The organism is Nesterenkonia sp. AN1 (genome assembly GCF_000582475.1).
Lineage (GTDB): Bacteria > Actinomycetota > Actinomycetes > Actinomycetales > Micrococcaceae > Nesterenkonia > Nesterenkonia aurantiaca.
On the sequence record NZ_JEMO01000020.1, the window covers coordinates 96,170 to 111,084 of the forward strand.

The 14,915-nt window shown below is 69.0% G+C and carries 13 protein-coding genes, 1 tRNA gene and 2 pseudogenes; 14 read left to right on the plus strand and 2 right to left on the minus strand.

Annotation, left to right across the window (positions count from 1 at the left end; translation table 11 throughout):
• From BG28_RS11340 to BG28_RS11390, 10 genes and pseudogenes are all read left to right on the plus strand, one after another.
• Positions 1–846: a DedA family protein gene (locus BG28_RS11340; RefSeq protein WP_051501355.1), complete on the plus strand. Its 846-nt coding sequence runs from the start codon at positions 1–3 to the stop codon at positions 844–846.
• 59 nt (positions 847–905) lie between these two features.
• On the plus strand, positions 906–2,069 hold the full coding sequence (locus BG28_RS11345; protein WP_036476799.1) for an adenosine deaminase: 1,164 nt from the start codon (positions 906–908) through the stop codon (positions 2,067–2,069).
• A gap of 122 nt (positions 2,070–2,191) precedes the next feature.
• Entirely contained in the window at positions 2,192–2,842 is a 651-nt protein-coding gene (locus tag BG28_RS15050) for a MazG nucleotide pyrophosphohydrolase domain-containing protein (RefSeq protein WP_369797233.1), read from the plus strand.
• Positions 2,843–2,958: 116 nt separating this feature from the next.
• A pseudogene (gene eno / locus BG28_RS11360) lies at positions 2,959–4,238 on the plus strand (phosphopyruvate hydratase).
• Between the two features lie 249 nt (positions 4,239–4,487).
• Positions 4,488–5,063 carry a septum formation initiator family protein gene (locus BG28_RS11365; RefSeq protein ID WP_051501356.1) on the plus strand — a complete coding sequence of 192 codons (576 nt, stop codon included), beginning with the start codon at positions 4,488–4,490 and terminating at the stop codon, positions 5,061–5,063.
• A 57-nt stretch (positions 5,064–5,120) separates the two neighbouring features.
• Complete coding sequence (locus tag BG28_RS11370) at positions 5,121–5,771, plus strand: DUF501 domain-containing protein (protein WP_036476807.1); 651 nt, start codon at positions 5,121–5,123, stop codon at positions 5,769–5,771.
• A 76-nt stretch (positions 5,772–5,847) separates the two neighbouring features.
• Positions 5,848–6,831: a Ppx/GppA phosphatase family protein gene (locus BG28_RS11375; protein WP_036476809.1), complete on the plus strand. Its 984-nt coding sequence runs from the start codon at positions 5,848–5,850 to the stop codon at positions 6,829–6,831.
• The gene (locus tag BG28_RS11380; RefSeq protein ID WP_051501357.1) at positions 6,828–8,285 is read left to right on the plus strand and encodes a S8 family serine peptidase; all 1,458 of its coding nucleotides are present in this window, start codon (positions 6,828–6,830) and stop codon (positions 8,283–8,285) included. The genes BG28_RS11375 and BG28_RS11380 overlap by 4 nt, the downstream gene beginning before the upstream one ends.
• Positions 8,286–8,357: 72 nt before the next feature.
• Positions 8,358–9,749: an NAD(P)/FAD-dependent oxidoreductase gene (locus BG28_RS11385; RefSeq protein ID WP_036476811.1), complete on the plus strand. Its 1,392-nt coding sequence runs from the start codon at positions 8,358–8,360 to the stop codon at positions 9,747–9,749.
• A 59-nt stretch (positions 9,750–9,808) separates the two neighbouring features.
• A tRNA-Leu gene (locus BG28_RS11390) sits at positions 9,809–9,882 on the plus strand.
• Between the two features lie 133 nt (positions 9,883–10,015).
• Here the strand turns inward: BG28_RS11390 and BG28_RS11395 are convergent.
• Positions 10,016–11,035: a LacI family DNA-binding transcriptional regulator gene (locus tag BG28_RS11395; RefSeq protein WP_036476814.1), complete on the minus strand. Its 1,020-nt coding sequence runs from the start codon at positions 11,033–11,035 to the stop codon at positions 10,016–10,018.
• A gap of 191 nt (positions 11,036–11,226) precedes the next feature.
• On the opposite strand from BG28_RS11395, the pseudogene BG28_RS16320 reads away from it, so the two are divergent.
• The 4 genes and pseudogenes from BG28_RS16320 to BG28_RS11410 form a co-directional block, all read left to right on the plus strand.
• Positions 11,227–11,541 (plus strand): annotated as a pseudogene (locus tag BG28_RS16320) (Gfo/Idh/MocA family protein); the annotation flags it as partial.
• Positions 11,542–11,792: 251 nt separating this feature from the next.
• On the plus strand, positions 11,793–12,350 hold the full coding sequence (locus BG28_RS16325; protein ID WP_235181085.1) for a Gfo/Idh/MocA family oxidoreductase: 558 nt from the start codon (positions 11,793–11,795) through the stop codon (positions 12,348–12,350).
• A gap of 4 nt (positions 12,351–12,354) precedes the next feature.
• Positions 12,355–13,380: a PmoA family protein gene (locus tag BG28_RS11405; RefSeq protein ID WP_084479676.1), complete on the plus strand. Its 1,026-nt coding sequence runs from the start codon at positions 12,355–12,357 to the stop codon at positions 13,378–13,380.
• Entirely contained in the window at positions 13,380–14,234 is an 855-nt protein-coding gene (locus BG28_RS11410; protein WP_152539282.1) for a cupin domain-containing protein, read from the plus strand. The genes BG28_RS11405 and BG28_RS11410 overlap by 1 nt, the downstream gene beginning before the upstream one ends.
• Positions 14,235–14,287: 53 nt before the next feature.
• Here the strand turns inward: BG28_RS11410 and BG28_RS11415 are convergent, their stop codons facing one another.
• Positions 14,288–14,896 carry an energy-coupling factor transporter transmembrane protein EcfT gene (locus tag BG28_RS11415; RefSeq protein WP_036476817.1) on the minus strand — a complete coding sequence of 203 codons (609 nt, stop codon included), beginning with the start codon at positions 14,894–14,896 and terminating at the stop codon, positions 14,288–14,290.
• Positions 14,897–14,915 lie beyond the last annotated feature (19 nt).

The window sequence follows — 14,915 nt, forward strand, 5'->3', positions numbered from 1 at the left end:
ATGCGCCCAGGGGAGCTCCTTGACGTCATCAACCAGACCATCCTGGAAGCCGCTTCCGGATGGTGGACGCTGGTGGGCCTGTTCGTGCTCTGCGTGGTCGACGGGTTCTTCCCGGTGGTGCCCTCAGACTCGCTGGTGGTCGGCCTGGGCTCGCTCGCCAATGAGCCCGGCACCCCGTTCCTGCTCTGGGTGATCCTGGTGGCCGCCTCCGGAGCCCTGCTCGGCGACTTCATCGCCTACCGGATCGGGCGCGCGATCGGCCCGATGCGCTTCGGATGGATGCGCCGTCCCACCCCCCAGCGCACGCTGATCTGGGCACGTCACGAGCTGGACAAGCGCGGAGTGCTGTTGATCTTCGTGGGACGGTTCATCCCCGGAGCCCGGGTGGCGATCAACTTCGTCGCCGGCACCACCGGGTTCTCGCTCCGCCGGTTCCTGGTGATCGATGCGATCGCCTCCCTGGTCTGGGCCTCCTACTCGGTGGGGATCGGCGCGATCAGCGCGAACATCTTCGACTCGGTGCTGGTGGCGATGACGGTCTCGATCGCCGGGGCGGTGCTGCTGGGCTGGATCTTCGACCGGATCTTCCGGCTGCTGACCCGCTGGCTGGACCGCAAAGGCGTCCACCTGGACCCCGAGGGGTACTTCGACACGGCGGCGCTGCCCGTGGAACCCCCGCTGCGGCTGCACCGCGACCGGGCGGATCATGACCGGCACCGCGACGGGGGCCCACACGGGGACCGTGACAGAGGCCGTGACACAGGCCGTGACACCGGCCGTGACGGGGGCTACCGCGGAGGTCAGGACGAGGACCGCGACGCCGACCAGGAGCATCCCCGCCGCTGAGCTGCCCGCGCAGAACCACCCGGGCGACTTCCGTCCGTGTCCTCGATAGACTCGGCGTCATGACTTCTACCGCCGCTGACCTCCGCACCGCCGCCGCCAAGCTCGAAGAGCAGCTGCGCAACCTGCCCAAGGTCTCCCTGCACGATCACCTGGACGGCTCGCTGCGCCCAGCGACGTTGATCGAGCTGGCCGCCGAGATCGGTCACGACCTCCCCAGCCAGGACGCCGAGGAGCTCGCCGAGCGCTTTCGGCAGAACGCGAACTCCGGCTCGCTGGAGAAGTACCTGGAGGCCTTCGCGCACACCACCGCCGTGATGCAGACCGCGCCGAACCTGCGCCGGGTCGCGAAGGAGTACGTCGAAGACCTGGCCGCGGACGGCATCATCTACTCCGAGGTCCGCTGGGCTCCCGAGCAGCACCAGACGCAGGGCCTGAGCCTGGATGAGGCCGTCGAGGCGGTCCAGGAGGGGCTGAACCAGGGCATGGAGACCGTCGCCGAGCAGGACGGCGTCATCGTCGTCGGCCAGCTGGTCTCCGCGATGCGCCAGTCCGACCGTGCCGATGAGATCGTCGAGGTCGCGCTGCGCCACCGGGACAAGGGTGTGGTCGGCTTCGACATCGCCGGGCCTGAGGCGGGATTCCCGCCCAGCCGCTTCGCCGATGCGTTCACCCGGCTCGCCACCGAGATGCTTCCCACCACCGTCCACGCCGGCGAGGGCGACGGTATCGAGTCCGTGCGCGACGCGCTGGTCTCGGGCCGCGCGCAGCGCCTGGGCCACGGCGTCCGCGTCGCCGAGGACATCAGCGTCATCGAGACCCAGCCCGACTCCGAGGATGACCTCGAGGCCGGAGAAGAGGTCTTCCAGGTCGAGCTCGGCCCGGTGGCCCGCTGGGTCCGCGACCGCCAGATCCACCTCGAGGTCAGCCCCACCTCCAACCTGCAGACCGGCGCGATCGCCGGCTTCGCCCAGGGCGAGTCGCCGGAGCTCAGCGATCACCCCTTCGACATGCTCTACCAGCTGGGCTTCAACGTCGGGGTCAACACGGACAACCGCCTGGTCTCCGGGGTGACCCTCTCCGGAGAGCTCGCGCTGATCGCCAGCACCTTCGACTACGGCCTGGGTGAGCTCGCCGATTTCCAGATCAACGCGCTGGAGTCCTCCTTCCTCGGTCACGAGGAGCGCGAGGCACTGGCCGGCATGATCCTCGAAGCCTGGCAGTGAGCCCCAGGCCCAGCGACCAGTCCGGGCCCACCCGCAGCGACCAGCTTGAGCCCAGCGACCAGTCCGGGCCCCGGCCCAGCGACCAGTCCGAACCCCGCCCCGCGGGGGAGGACCAGATCGCGATGTTGCGCTGGGTCATCGCCCGGCTGCGCGAGCACTGCCCCTGGACCTCCCAGCTGACCCACGAGGATCTCACCGAATACCTCGTGGAAGAGGCCTACGAGGTGCTCGAGGAGATCGAGGCCGGCAGCCTCGACGAAGGCCTGCGCAAGGAGATGGGGGACCTGCTGTTCCAGATCGCGCTGCATGCTCAGCTGGCCCAGGAGCGCGGCAGCTTCGACCTCGACGGGGTGGCCCAGGCCATCACCGCGAAGCTGGTCCGGCGCAGCCGCATGTCTTCACCGCGGAGGGCCGCCTGGACGTTGACCCCCACGCGAGCATCGAGCAGGTCGAAGCCGCCTGGACCCGGATCAAGGCCGAGGAGAAGGCTCTCGAGGATCCGGCGCCGGCGGGCGCAGCACCAGCGGCACCGGTCGACGACGGCGGCCTCTCCGCCGTCGTCGGCTCGCTGCCGGCGCACCTGCCGGCACTGGCCAGGGCCGCGAAGCTCATCGACCGGCTCGGCCGGGAGCCCGATGAACATCTCCCCAATTCTGAATCGGCCACGCTGGCGGCGGCTGACGAGGCGGAGCTCGGTGAACTACTGTTTGCTGTGGTGCGGACCGCACGCGCGAACGGCCAGGACCCGGAGCGCGCGCTGCGCAGCCACCTGAACCGCATGGCCTGAGCGAGAAGCTCAACAGCTCGATCCCCAAGGCACCGGCGCAAGGGCGCGCTCGGCACATCCGAAAAGTTTCCCACTGAATGAACAACAAGGAGCCGACAGAATATGTCTCTTATCGTCAGCGTGTACGGCCGCGAAATCCTCGACTCACGAGGCAACCCGACCGTGGAGGTCGATGTCCTCCTCGAGGACGGCAGCTTCGGCCAGGCCGCAGTCCCCTCCGGCGCCTCCACCGGTGCCTTCGAAGCCGCTGAACGTCGCGACGGTGACAAGGACCGTTACCTCGGCAAGGGCGTCACCGGCGCTGTGGGCGCCGTGAACGACGTCATCGCCGCCGCCCTGGAAGGACAGGACGCCACCGAGCAGCGGATCATCGACCAGATTCTGCTCGATCTCGACGCACCGAGAACAAGAGCTCGCTCGGCGCCAACGCGATCCTCGGCGTCTCCCTGGCCGTGGCCAAGGCCGCCGCAGACGCCTCCGACCTGCCGCTGTACAAGTACCTCGGCGGCCCCAACGCGCACCTGCTGCCCGTGCCGATGATGAACATCCTCAACGGCGGCTCCCACGCGGACTCCAACGTCGACATCCAGGAGTTCATGATCGCCCCGATCGGCGCGGCCACCTTCTCCGAGGCGCTGCGCGCCGGCGTGGAGGTCTACCACTCGCTGAAGGCGCTGCTGAAGGAGAAGGGCCTGGCCACCGGGCTGGGCGACGAGGGCGGCTTCGCCCCGAACCTCACCTCCAACCGTGCGGCTCTGGACCTGATCACCGAGGCGATCCAGCGCGCCAACTACACCCCGGGCAAGGACATCGCCCTGGCCCTGGACGTGGCGGCCAGCGAGTTCTACGCCGACGGCGTCTACACCTTCGAGGGCGAGTCCCGGACTCCGGAGCAGATGAGCACCTACTACGCCGAGCTGGTCGAGGCCTACCCGCTGGTCTCCATCGAGGACCCGCTGGATGAGGACGACTGGGCCGGCTGGAAGAACCTCACCGATCAGATCGGGGCAAAGGTCCAGCTGGTCGGCGACGACCTCTTCGTCACCAATCCGGACCGCCTGGCCAAGGGCATCGCCGCAGACACGGCGAACTCGCTGCTGGTGAAGGTCAACCAGATCGGTTCGCTCACCGAGACCCTCGACGCGGTCTCGCTGGCTCAGCGCAGCCGCTACACCACGATGATCTCCCACCGCTCCGGGGAGACTGAGGACACCACCATCGCGGACATCGCGGTGGCCACGAACTCGGGTCAGATCAAGACCGGCGCCCCGGCTCGCTCCGAGCGCGTGGCCAAGTACAACCAGCTGCTGCGCATCGAAGAGGAGCTCGGCGACGCCGCACGCTACGCCGGAGCCTCGGTGTTCCCGCGCTTCACCGCATAGCCGCAAGGATCTTCGACGCCGGTGAGTGATACGGGGCGTCATGGGTGCGGGTCCTGGTCTTAGGACACAGGTTCCGCTCCCATGGCGCCCCGTCGGCTTTTCCGGCCTGCTGGCCTTCCCACCCTGTCGGCGGGTGAACTCCGCCATGCTCGGTCTCCTCGCGTGTCAGATTCCAGCCGCGAGGCGCACGGCAGATATCCTCAGAAGCCACGCCTACTTCCCCTCTTCCCCGCAAGGCGGTGACATATCGTGCCGAGCAGACGTGCCTCCTCAGCGGAGGTCAAGGCGCGCGCGGCCCAGGCCCGTCGGCTGGCCGAACGCGAGCAGGTCTCCGGAGAGATCCGGACCCCCGCGGACATCACAGCACGCCGCAAGACGCGCACCTCGGCTTCAGCCTCCGCTGGGTCGGTGAAGACCCCGGTCAGCGCTGCCACGACGGTCCCTGAGCGGACCTTCCCAGGCCGGATGATCCTGTTGAGCATCGTGGTCCTGGTCGTGATCTCCTTCCTGGTCCCCACCGTGAACAGCTTCTTCCAGCAGCGCTCGGAACTCAACGAGCTTGAGTCTCAGATCGCCGCCGAGCAGCAGGAACAGGCCCAGCTGCAATCGGAGCTGGTGCGCTGGGACGATCCGGACTTCGTCCGCCAGCAGGCCCGGGAGCGGATCAACCTGGTCATGCCGGGGGAGCGCCGCTACCAGGTCATGGGTGAGCCCGGAGCGAGCGCCGATGACGTCGAGCAGCTGGACTCCACCGAGGTCCGCCACGACCTCCCCTGGGCCGAGGCCCTCTGGGACTCCCTGGTCCGCTCCGCCGCAGAGGACTGAGTCGACTCGCCGCGGACTGGGCCGACCGACCGCGGCGGTGGAGTAAACTCGGCTCCCGTGAACTCGACTACCCCGCACCCCAGCGATCTGGACACCCTGAGCCTTCAGCTGCGCAGGCCAGTGCGCGACGTCGTCGAGATCCCCGCACGCTGCACCTGCGGAAACCCCCTGGTGGCAGCCACGGCGCCACGGCTGAGCAACGGGATTCCATTCCCGACCACCTTCTACCTGACCCATCCGGCCGCGACCGCCGCCGTCTCCCGGCTCGAGGCCTCAGGACTCATGGCCGAGATGAGCCAGCGGCTGAGCACCGACGCCGACCTCGCCGCGGCCCACCGTGGAGCCCACGAGAACTACCTCGCCGAGCGGGAACGGCTGCGCGGCGTCGCCGAACTGGACCCGGTCTGGGAGATCGAAGGCATCAGCGCCGGCGGGATGCCTGATCGGGTCAAGTGTCTGCATGTGCTCGTCGGGCACTCGCTGGCGGTGGGACCCGGCATCAACCCGCTCGGTGACGAGGCGTTGGAACGCATCGCCGAGGAGTTCACCCCGCAGATCTGCATCTGTGCCACCTCCTGGGATCACGAGGCTGCGGTCCCGCAGCGTGATCTGAGCCGGCATGTGCGCCGCCGGAACCAGGGATTCGCCCGCACGCAGGACGCGGACGCGCAGGACCGGTTCTCGCAGGACCCCGAAGAGACCGCATAGAGTGCTGGCAAGGACCCCCGCGGCTCGGCCAGCGCGTCGACCGCTCACCCATACCGGCGAGGAGAAGGACACCCCCATGAGAGTTGCTGCCATCGACTGCGGAACCAACTCCATCCGGCTGCTGATCGCCGATGTCGAGGCCAGCGGCCGGGTCAGGGATGTGGTGCGGCAGATGACCGTGGTCCGCCTGGGGGAGGGTGTGGACGAGACCGGAGAGTTCTCCGCCGGCGCCCTGGAACGCACCTTCGCGGCGGTAGACAGCTACGGGGCGCTCATCCGCAGGCACCATGTGGAGGCGGTGCGGTTCGTCGCCACCTCGGCCTCCCGCGACGTGACCAACCGGGACGAGTTCGTCGCCGGGGTCAAGCACCGGCTCGGCGTGGAGCCTGAGGTCATCCGCGGCAGCGAGGAGGCCGGTCTGTCCTTCGCCGGCGCCGCCTCGGTGCTGGACTGGGACGCCGAGCGCAAGATCCTGGTCGTCGATCTCGGCGGAGGTTCCACCGAGTTCGTGCTCGGCACCTCGGCCGAAGTCGAGCACGCCATCTCCACCGACATGGGCTGCGTGCGCTTCACCGAGCGGCATATGCGCAGCGACCCGCCCACCGACACCGAGACCTCGATGACCAGCTTCGAGACGCTCTCCTTCTTGGAGAACGTCTCCGAGGTGATGCCGCTGCACGAGACCGAGGTGGTCATCGGGGTGGCCGGCACCGTCACCACCGTGGCTGCCCACGCGCTGAAGCTCGAGGACTACGAGCCGGACCTGATCCACGGCGCCGAGATTGATCTGGACACCCTGCACCAGTCGGTGGAGCAGCTGGTGCACTCCACCCGGGACGTGCGGGCCCAGATGCCGATCATGCACCCCGGACGGGTCGACGTCATTGGCGCCGGCGCGCTGATCTGGGGCACGATCCTGGACTATCTGAACAAGGTCACCCATGGGCGGATCGTCTCTGCGGTCGCCTCCGAGCACGACATCCTCGACGGCATCGCGATGTCCCTGGCGCACGCTCAGGCGCGCGCGCCCTCCGCGGCTTCAGCGGAGCCCCGGGGATGACAGTCGGCTCCCGCGCCCTCGGTGCCGCACTCGCCCTCGGCCTGGGTCTGAGCGGCATGATCCTCGCGGCTCCGGCCTCCCACGCCGATGAGTGGCGCGACCAGCAGTACTGGCTCGAGGACTACGGCATCACCGAGGCCTGGGAGACCACCCGCGGGGAGGGCATGACCATCGCCGTGATCGACACCGGGGTGGACTCCGGGCACCCCACCCTCTCCGGCGCCGTGGTCGGCGGCACCGACGTCTCGGGCGCCGGTGACGGCGGTGCCCCGGTGGGTCAGGTCGCCACCGAGCACGGCACGCTGGTGGCCTCCCTGGCGGCCGGCCGCGGCACCTCCGCGCAGGCCGATGCGGTCGCGGCACTGGTGGATGAGGACGTCGAGGACCTCGACGAGGACGAGTGGGCGGACTGGTGGGAGGACTTCGAGGCCTCGCTGGAGGAGATCTACGGCGAGGACTGGCAGGACGAGGTCGACGCCGAGGCTCGCTCCGAGTTCGAAGAGACCCGCACCGCGCCCCGCGGGCTCACCCAGGGTGCCGATCCACAGGACGGCGTGATCGGTGTCGCTCCGGAAGCATCCCTGCTCTCGGTCTCGCTGCTGCTCCAGGACCCCAATCCCTACGGCGGCGGCACCGAGGAGCAGATCGCCGAGGCCGTGACCTGGGCCGTGGACAACGGCGCCGACATCATCAACATGTCCCTGGGCTCGGGTTTCCAGGAATGGCCCGAGGCCTGGGATGAGGCCTTCCTCCACGCCGAGCAGAACGACGTGCTCGTCGTGGCGGCCTCCGGCAACCGTGCCTCCGGACACCTCTCGGTCGGTGCCCCCGCCACCATCCCGGGGGTGCTCGCCGTGGCCGGGGTCGATGAGTCCCGTGAGATCAGCGCGGACTCCTCCTCCCAGGGCATCGCGATCGGGATCGCGGCCGCCTCCGAACCCCTGGTCGGAGCCATGCCTGGTGATGACTACATGCAGTGGAACGGCACCTCGGGAGCCTCTCCCATCGTCGCCGGAGCCGCCGCCCTGGTCTGGGCCGCCAACCCGGAGCTCAGCGCCCAAGAGGTCAAGCACCGAGTGCTCTCCACCGCAGACTCCGAGGGAGCCGAGGGGGTGGACCCGGAGTATGGACATGGAGTGCTCGACGTGGCCGAGGCGGTCTCCGGCGACGTCCCGGCCTTCGAAGCGGCCCAGTATCCGACCCTGGCCGAATGGGTGCGCGTGCATCGCCGGGGCGAGGTCGAGCCGACCGAGACCGACGAGATCCCCGAGGACGCCGGCGTCGTGGCCGGACCCGAGGGCGAGCCGCGCGCGATGCCGGAGCCGGGGCAGCCGAGCACCGCACAGGACTGGGCCGGGCCCGTGGCGATCGGTGCCGCCGCGATGCTGGTGGCGGCGGTGCTGACCATGGCCGTGATCCACTATCGCCTGGTCCGCCGCCAGGAGCAGAGCTGAGCGTTGCTCCCGGCTCCTGCGGCCTGAGGTGACCTCACCACCCACCATCGAGCTACGTATATGATGAGGCATATGGCTATTCCACAGACGCTTTCTGCGAAACCTCGTGTCCTCATCGTCGGCGGCGGCTACGTCGGTCTCACCACCGCACAGCTGCTTCAGAAGAAGGTGAAGGCCGCCGGCGGGATCGTGACCGTCGTCGACCCGATGCCGTACATGACCTACCAGCCGTTCCTTCCCGAGGTCGTCGGCGGCCACATCGAGGCCCGCCACGCGGTCGTCTCCCACCGCCGCCACCTCAAGGACTCCGAGATCATCACGGGCAAGGTCACCGCCGTGGATCACGACGGCCGGACCGCCACCGTGGAGCTCTCCCAGGGCGAGACCGTCGAACTGCCGTACCAGGACATCGTCATGGCCGCCGGTGCGACCACCAAGACCTTCCCGATCGAGGGTCTCGCCGAGCACGGCATCGGTCTGAAGACCATCGAAGAGGCGCTGACTCTGCGCAACCACATCCTGGAGCGCATCGAGGCCGCCTCGGTGATGACCGATGAGGTGGCCAAGTCCCGCGCCCTGACCTTCACCGTGGTCGGCGGCGGCTTCGCCGGAATCGAGACCGTCGCCGAGATGGAAGACATCATCCGTGCGGCCGTGGCCGTGAACCCGCGCATCGGGCAGACCGATGTGCGCATCGTCATGGTCGAGGCCATGGGCCGGGTCATGCCCGAGGTCACCGAGGATCAGGCCGTCGGCGTCGTGGAGCACCTGCGCGGCCGCGGCATCGAGGTCCTGCTTAACACCTCGCTGGGCTCCGTCGTGGACGGCGAGATGCGCCTGATCAACATGAAGGACAAGTCCGAGGCCGACCGCTTCGAATCCGACACTCTGGTCTGGACCGCCGGCGTCGCGGCCAACGTGGTCGCCAAGAAGTCCGGCTTCCCGGTGGACCCGCGCGGCCGGGTCACCGGCGCCGCCACGCTGCAGATCGCCGACGAAGACGGCAAGGTCCTGCAGAACGCCTGGACCGCCGGTGACATCTCCGCGATCCCCGACCTCAGCGGCGGCGGCCTGCCCGACGGCACCTGCGTGCCCAACGCGCAGCACGCCTCCCGCCAGGCCAAGGTGCTCGCGAAGAACCTGCTGGCCGCGAGCTACGGCCAGGGGCAGCTCAACGAGTACAAGCACGACTCCCTCGGCGCTGTCGCCGGACTGGGCATGTTCCAGGGCGTCGGCAACCCGCTGAAGGTCAAGATCAGTGGGTTCCCGGCCTGGATGGCCCACCGCGGCTACCACGCGCTGGCGATCCCCACCGTGGAGCGCAAGGTCCGCGTGATCGGCGGCTGGGTCAACGAGCTGGTGCTGGGCCGGGACTACACTCCGGTGCGCGATCTCGAGAGCCCCTACCGACAGTTCCAGGAAGCTGCCGGCGGCGTGAAGCCCAAGGAAGCAGCCAAGGGCTGACCCTGAGTCCTCCATGACTCAGCACGAGAAGGCGGGCTGTCACTGACAGCCCGCCTTCGGCCCCTATAGCCCAATCGGCAGAGGCAACCGACTTAAAATCGGTCCAGTGTGGGTTCGAGTCCCACTGGGGGCACCGGGGAGCGCGGCGCTCACCTCGCCCATCCACCTCGGCGGCGGAACTCACCGGCAGCGTTCTCGCCGATTAGTGTGAACGTTCACTCCCAGCCCTGGAGACCGTCACGCGTCTCGGGCCATGGCGTGGGCTCTCAGGTCCCCGGTGCAGGCGCCGGGCCGGTGGATTCGCGCAGGATCAGTCGACTCACCGGGAGGCTCGGATCCGGTGCCGGCTCATTGCGGACCAGGGCGATGAGTCGCTCCATGGCCGAGCGGCCCTGCGACCTCTGATCCACCGCGACGGTGGACAGTGCTGGAACGGCGTAGCGTGCGGTCGGCAGGTCATCCCAGCCGGTGATGCTCAGCTGCCTGGGCACCGGCCACCCCCGGTCGTGGGCCGCGCGGACGGCGCCCAGTGCGAGGTAGTCGTTGGCCGCGATGACCGCGGTGACACCGGAGTCCTCTTCGAGGCCGCTGACCGCTGCGTACCCGGACTCGATGGTCCAGTCACCGCCCCGGATGCCATGGGAGGCAAGCCCCAGGTCCTCGATGCTGCGTAGGTACTCTTCGCGTCGGGCCCGCGCCGAGGACCAGTCCTGGGGTCCCTGAATGTGCAGGAAGCGGCGGTGTCCCATGCCGGCAAGGGTCTCGATGATCTCGCGCAGCGCGGAGGCGTCGGCCAGCGGGCCGATGCCGCGCAGCCGGTCATCGTACTGGTCGAGGATCGCGAGCGCCGTCGTGCCTGGGCTGCGGGGCCGCTCGCTCATGCCGGGCAGTGCGCCCAGGGACAGGACGCCCTCAAGGCGTCCGGAGTCCAGCAGCTCCTGGGTGCGCCGGGCGCGATCCTGTGCGGGGCCCTCGATCACCGAGATCTCCATGAAGTAGCCGCTCTGCCGGGCGAGCTCGGCGGCCGCGGCGAGGGTGGGGGTGGGCATCGCCGTGACCGGGGAGGGCAGGATCGCGGCCAGGATCCCGGTCTCCCGGGTGCGCATGGATCTCGCGATCATGTTCGGGCGGTAGTTCAGCTCCTGGATCGCCGCCTCAACCCGCTCGATGGTGGCCGGCTTGAACGGCCCCTTATTGTGCAGAAACCGCGAGACGGTCTGGTGCGAGACCCCGGCCAGAGCGGCCACCTCGTGCAGGGTGGCCGCGCGCGGGGGTGTGCTGGCCATGTGCTTGCTCCTCGGCGGGGTGCGGGGCCGGATCTCGGCCGCCACGACGATCCTCGCACACCGGTTCAGCACTCCGATCAGGCCAATGTGTTGACAGTCACACCGCGGAGTCAATAACCTCAGGTGGAACACTCAGAGTGATCGTTCACATTCTGGAATGAATCACCTGCCACAGTCACCGAGGAGACCGCATGTCTGAGACCGCACACTCCGGCCGGAGCGCGAAGATCCGAGCCGGGCTCATCGGGGCCGGCGGGATCGCGACCATCGCCCACCTGCCCACATTGAAGGCCCACGCGGATCGCGTGGAGGTCGTGGGCATCGCCGACCTCGATCCTGATCGGGTCGACCAGGTCGCCGACGAGTGGGGGATCGCGGGCCGATATCGCTCCGCGCAGGAGCTGCTCGATGCGGAGTCTCCGGACCTGCTGATCATCTGCACCCCGCCCTCGGCGCATAAGGACGCCGCCATCCAGGGCCTGCAGGCCGGCGCCTGGGTCTGGTGCGAGAAGCCGCCGGTACTGACGCTGGCCGAGTACGATGCGGTCGCCGCCGAGGAGGTGGAGGGCGGGCCCTATGCCTCCTACGTCTACCAGCACCGCTTCGGCTCCGGCGCGAAGACGCTGAAGAAGCAGGTTGCTGAATCCACCCTGGGCCGGCCCCTGGTCGCGCTGTGCAACACCCTCTGGTATCGGCCGCACGCCTACTACGACGTGCCTGGCGGGGGAAGTGGGCCACCGAGGGCGGAGGCCCGGCGATGGGTCACGGGATCCATCAGATCGATCTGCTCCTGGAGGTCCTCGGGGAGTGGACCGAGATCACTGCGGTGGCCGAGAGGCTGGACCGCGAGGTCGAGACCGAAGACTTCTCCTCCGCCATCGTGCGCTTCGCCAACGGCGCCATCGCCACCGTGGTCACCAGTGTGATCTCACCGCGGGAGGTCTCCTACCTGCGCTTCGACTTCCAAGACGCCACCGTGGAGGTGGAACACCTCTACGGCTATGACAACAGCTCCTGGACCTGGACTCCGGCGCCGCATGCTGCCGAGAACCTCGCGGCCGTGGAGGCATGGTCGCCGCAGGAGAACGTGCCCTCCTCACACCGGCAGCAGCTCGCCGAGCTTCTGGACTCCATGGAGGCCAAGGTCCGGCCGCGCGCCTCCGGGGAGGAGGGGCGCCGCACCCTGGAGTTCATCGCCGCGCTGTATCAGTCGGCAGAGACCGGAAAGTCCGTGAAGCGCTCCGAGCTGAGCCAGGACGGCACCTACTACACCGCGATGCATGACGAGTCCTACATCTACGGAAAGCAGAACTGACCCGATGAGCACCGATCAGCAGCACACCGAATCCGCGCCAGCCACGCCCGGCACTCCTGCCGCCTCCGCCGCCCCCGCCAACTCCAGATCAGCCACCTCGGCTCAGACCGGGGCCGCACACTTCGAGGTCACCCCGGGGGAGAAGGAGATCGCGGTGACCGCCGCCGGCACCGAGATCCTGCGCTACGTCACCCACCCGGACTCCCCGCAGGAGGAGGCCCCGAAGCCCTACCTCTACCCGCTGCGGTTCCTCGACGGCGGCGAGGCCTCGGTCCGCCGCCCCTGGGACCACCGCTGGCACACCGGGCTGCAGTTCACCTGGTCCCACGTCGCGGACCAGAACTTCTGGGGCGGGCCGACCTTCGCGGCCGAGGACGGTTACAAGATGCGCGGCAACCTGGGGAGGATGAACCACACCGGGTTCAGCACGCAGCCCTCCGGCGGAGATGAGGTCAGCTTCGACGAGACCCTGGAATGGATCACCTCCCGCGGGGAGCATTGGTTCGATGAGCACCGGGTCCAGCGCGTGCACTCCCTGGACCCCGCCCGCGGAATCTGGGCCATCGACCTGACCACCGAGCTCACCAACGTCTCCACCGGAACCCTGCCGCTGGGCAGTCCGACGACGGCGGGGCGCCCCAACGCCGGATACACCGGCTGGTTCTGGCGCGGCCCCCGGTCCTGGAGCGGCTGCCAGGTGGTGAACTCCAACGGGGCCGAAGGGGAGGAGAACACCATGGGCCAGGTGGCCGACTGGGTCGCCTTCTCCTCGGAGCACGACGACCTCGACGGCGGCGGCACCATCATGGCCTTCGCCGGCACCTCCGAGTGCGCCGGGACCCAGCTGCCGCCGATCAAGTGGTTCACCCGCACCTCGATCTTCGCGGTGGCCAGTCAGTCACCGGCCTTCGATGAGGAGATCCAGCTCCAGGCAGGCGCCACCCTGCGACTGCACCACCGCTTCGTCTTCATCGCCCGGGTCCTGACATCTCAGGAGCGGAACCAGATCGGACAGGAGTTCGCGCTCTGATGAACCACCAGACACCGGCGCACACACCGGGGCAGGCCCCGGCACAGACACCGGGGCAGGCCCCGGCACAGACACCGGGGCAGGCCCCGGCACAGACACCGGGGCAGGCCCCGCCGTCCCGCTCGCTGCCACGGTTCCCCGGTGGGACCTCGCTGAGCCAGCTGTGTGTCTATGACTGGGAGACCTCCGATGGGCTGCATGGCGGATCGCCGCATCTGCACACGCTCTCCACCGAGGCCTATGTGGTGACCTCCGGTCGCGGAGAGGTCCACACCATCAGCGCTGCCGGTCCGGCCGTCGATGAGCTCGCCGCCGGTTCGCTGCTCTGGTTCACCCCGGGCACGGTGCATCGACTGGTCAACCACGACCAGCTCCAGATGCAGGTCATCATGTCCAACGCCGGACTGCCCGAGGCCGGGGATGCGGTGCTGACCTTCCCCGAGGAGATCCTTGCCGATCCGCAGCGCTACCGCGACGCCGTCGCGCTGCCCGCCGAGGCCGATCAGGACGGTCGGGCCGAGGCGGCGCGGGCCCGGCGGGACCTGGCCATCGAAGGCTATCGGCAGCTGCTGAGCAGGATAGAGGTCCAGGGGCCACAGGCCATGCAGCATTTCCACGAGCTCGCCGTGGGCCTGGTCCGTCCGCGGGTGAGGGACTGGCAGCAGATCTGGGAGCGCAGCGTCGAGGCCGAGACCGAACGCACCAGGGCGCAGCTGCTCGCGCTGGGTGCCGGGAACGGCGCGCATCTTCAGGAGGCAGCGGTCATCCGAGGCGAACCCCGTCCGGAGCCGCGGCTGTGGGGAATGTGTGGGCGGCTGCAGACCTGGGCCCGGGAGGACCCCGAGCAGCACTGACCCAGACTCAACCGGACTCAACCCGTTTCAGCCGGACCCGAGCACGCCCGGCGTCAGCGGACTCCGCGCGCAGCCAGCGCTTCGGCGGTCTCCTCGGCATGGCGCAGGCTCATCACCAGCAGCGGCAGCACTGTGGCGCGCGGGGTGGGACGCATTCCGCGGGCCCGCTGCGCCTCGCGGATGTCGGCGTAGAAGGACAGGATCAGCGGCACCGAGCGGATGGTCAGGGACAGGGCCAGGGAGATCCGTTCCGCACTGAGTCCCAGGCGCAGCAGCAGCGGATCCACCGGTCGCAGGAGACGCTCAAAGCTGGAGAGGATGTCCGAGGTGGCGGTGGTCAGCGTGAACAGGGCGGCCATCAGCACCACGGCAAGCACCCGCGCCACGTTGAATCCCGTCTCTGCGGGGGTCAGGAAGATCAGCTGGGGGATGGTCAGCACCAGAGCCAACCATTTGAGCCGCCAGAGCTGGGCCAGCAGGCCCCGGAGTCCGATCTCGGAGAGCAGGAAGCCGGTGAGGGTGAGCGCCCATATTCCCAGCAGCGCCGCGAGGTTTTCACGAAAGATCGAGGCGATGAGGGCCGCCAGGAAGATTCCGAGGAATTTCGCCCCCACCGGCAGCCGGTGCAGGTACGAGGTGCCCGGCTGGTAGAGCGGGATCACCGGGGCGCCCCCACGGTGG